Origin of the sequence: Ruminococcus sp. CAG:330 (assembly GCF_000437175.1) — a bacterium.
Taxonomy (GTDB): Bacteria; Bacillota; Clostridia; order Oscillospirales; family Ruminococcaceae; genus Ruminococcus_C.
In genome coordinates this window covers 50858-52999 of record NZ_FR898023.1, presented here as the reverse complement: position 1 = coordinate 52999, position 2142 = coordinate 50858, and the positions used below count along the sequence as shown (strand labels likewise).

The window sequence follows — 2142 nt, the reverse complement described above, 5'->3', positions numbered from 1 at the left end:
GCCAGCTGCGCTCAGCTGGAGCAGCCTTTTCGGGGAGCGTTTTTCAGAATCTTTTCGGTTTTGCACGATGATCTTTGATACTTGCATTCTCTCGAAAAATCCGCTATAATAGAAACAATGACTCAAAGAGAACGGAGCGTTTTTCTATATGAATGTATTATCGCAGATCGAACCGCTTCTGCTGCAGGTGCAGAAGCCGGCGCAGTATATCGGGGGAGAAGTGGGCAGCATTGTCAAGGAAATTCAGAACGTGGACGTGCGGTTTGCCTTTTGCTTTCCGGATACCTATGAGATCGGCATGTCCCACCTTGGCATGAAAATCCTGTACAGCCTCATCAACAGCCGGGAAAATTTCTGGTGCGAACGGGTCTTTGCGCCGTGGACGGATTTCGAGGCGCTCATGCGGGAGCATCAGATTCCGCTGTATGCGCTGGAGAGTCTGGATCCGGTGCAGGAGTTCGATTTCGTGGGCTTTACCCTGCAATACGAGCTTGCCTACACCAACATTTTGAACATGCTGGATTTGGCTGGGATTCCGCTCTATGCCAAAGACCGTGGCGAAGCGCTGGCACCGATGGTGATCGCAGGCGGTCCGTGTGTCTGTAATCCGGAACCGCTGGCGGATTTCTTTGATCTGTTCGTTCTCGGCGAGGGGGAAGAGGTGGAGCTGGAGCTGATGGACCTGTACCTCGCCATGAAGAAATCCGGCGCCACCCGTCAGGAATTTCTCCGTGCGGCAGCACAGATTCCGGGCATCTATGTGCCGTCTTTGTACAAGGTTTCCTATCATCCGGACGGGACAATTGATGCCGTGACACCGGAGGAGGGCATTCCGGCGACCATTCAGAAGCGGGTGGTCGACGATCTGGACAAGGTGTTCTATCCTCGGCAGTTTGTCGTACCGTTTATGGAGGTGGTGCACGACCGTGTGGTAGAAGAAGTGCTGCGTGGCTGCATTCGCGGCTGCCGGTTCTGCCAGGCGGGATTTCTCTACCGGCCGTTTCGGGAAAAGTCACCGGAAACCATCAACCGTCAGTGCCGTACCCTGTGCGACAACACAGGATATCAGGAGGTCTCTATGTCCTCCCTCAGCACCAGCGATCACAGCCGGCTGGAGGAAACCCTAACTCAGCTGCTGCCCTACACCGAATCCCACCGCATCAACCTGACGCTGCCCTCTCTGCGGGTGGACAACTTTTCCAAGGAGCTGATGGAACAGATTCAGAGCGTGCGGAAGAGCAGCCTGACTTTTGCGCCGGAGGCGGGAACACAGCGTCTGCGGGATGTCATCAACAAGAATGTCACCGAGGAGGAGATGCTCCGCACAGCGTCCATTGCTTTTGCCGGCGGATACACCAACGTCAAGCTGTATTTTATGATGGGACTTCCCACGGAAACGCTGGACGATGTCGCCGGAATTGTCCGGCTGGCAGAGAAGATCATCGACTGCTTTTTTGAAACACCGAACCGCCCCAAGGGAAAAATGGTGCAGATCTCCATCAGCTGCGCCACCTTTGTGCCGAAGCCGTTCACGCCGTTCCAGTTTGAACCGCAGGTGGAACAGGAGGAGCTGCTGAAACGGCAGGAACATCTGCTCTCCTGCATCCAGCCGCGGCATCGGAAGAAAATCAAGGTCAGCTGGCACACCTACGAGATCAGCCGTCTGGAGGCGGTTCTGGCGAGAGGGGACAGACGGCTGAGCGCTGTCATCGAAAAGGCATGGCGCAGCGGCAGCAAGTTCGACAGCTGGAGCGAGTGCTTCCACTATGAGATTTGGGAACAGGCGATGTCGGAGTGCGGTCTGGATCCGGCGTTCTATGCCAACCGCATCAGAGCCTATGACGAGGTGTTCCCGTGGGATCATCTGGACTATCTGGTGGACCGTGCCTTTTTTGTGCGGGAAAATCAGAAAGCGCACGATGCAAAGACCACACCGCACTGCCGCAGCGCCTGTGCCGGATGCGGTATCAATCGGAAACTGGGGAGGAATTGCTTTTGAATAACATCAGTGTTCGGGTTCGCTTTGCCAAGCTGGGCAGAGCCAAATACATCTCGCATCTGGATTTGATCCGCTGTTTCCAGCGTGCCGTATGCCGTGCCGGACTGCCGGCAGCCTATTCCGCCGGATTCCATCCGCACATG

At 55.6% G+C, this 2142-nt stretch carries 2 protein-coding genes; both read left to right on the top strand.

What is annotated here, in order from left to right; translation table 11 throughout:
- Positions 1-148 precede the first annotated feature (148 nt).
- Positions 149-1999 (top strand): TIGR03960 family B12-binding radical SAM protein, encoded by a 1851-nt coding sequence (locus tag QZL66_RS03510; protein ID WP_022410373.1) that lies wholly within the window; start codon positions 149-151, stop codon positions 1997-1999.
- Positions 1960-2142, top strand: a 183-nt coding sequence (locus tag QZL66_RS11935; RefSeq protein ID WP_369677352.1) for a TIGR03936 family radical SAM-associated protein, incomplete at its 3' end; no start/stop codon positions are given. The genes QZL66_RS03510 and QZL66_RS11935, both read left to right, overlap by 40 nt.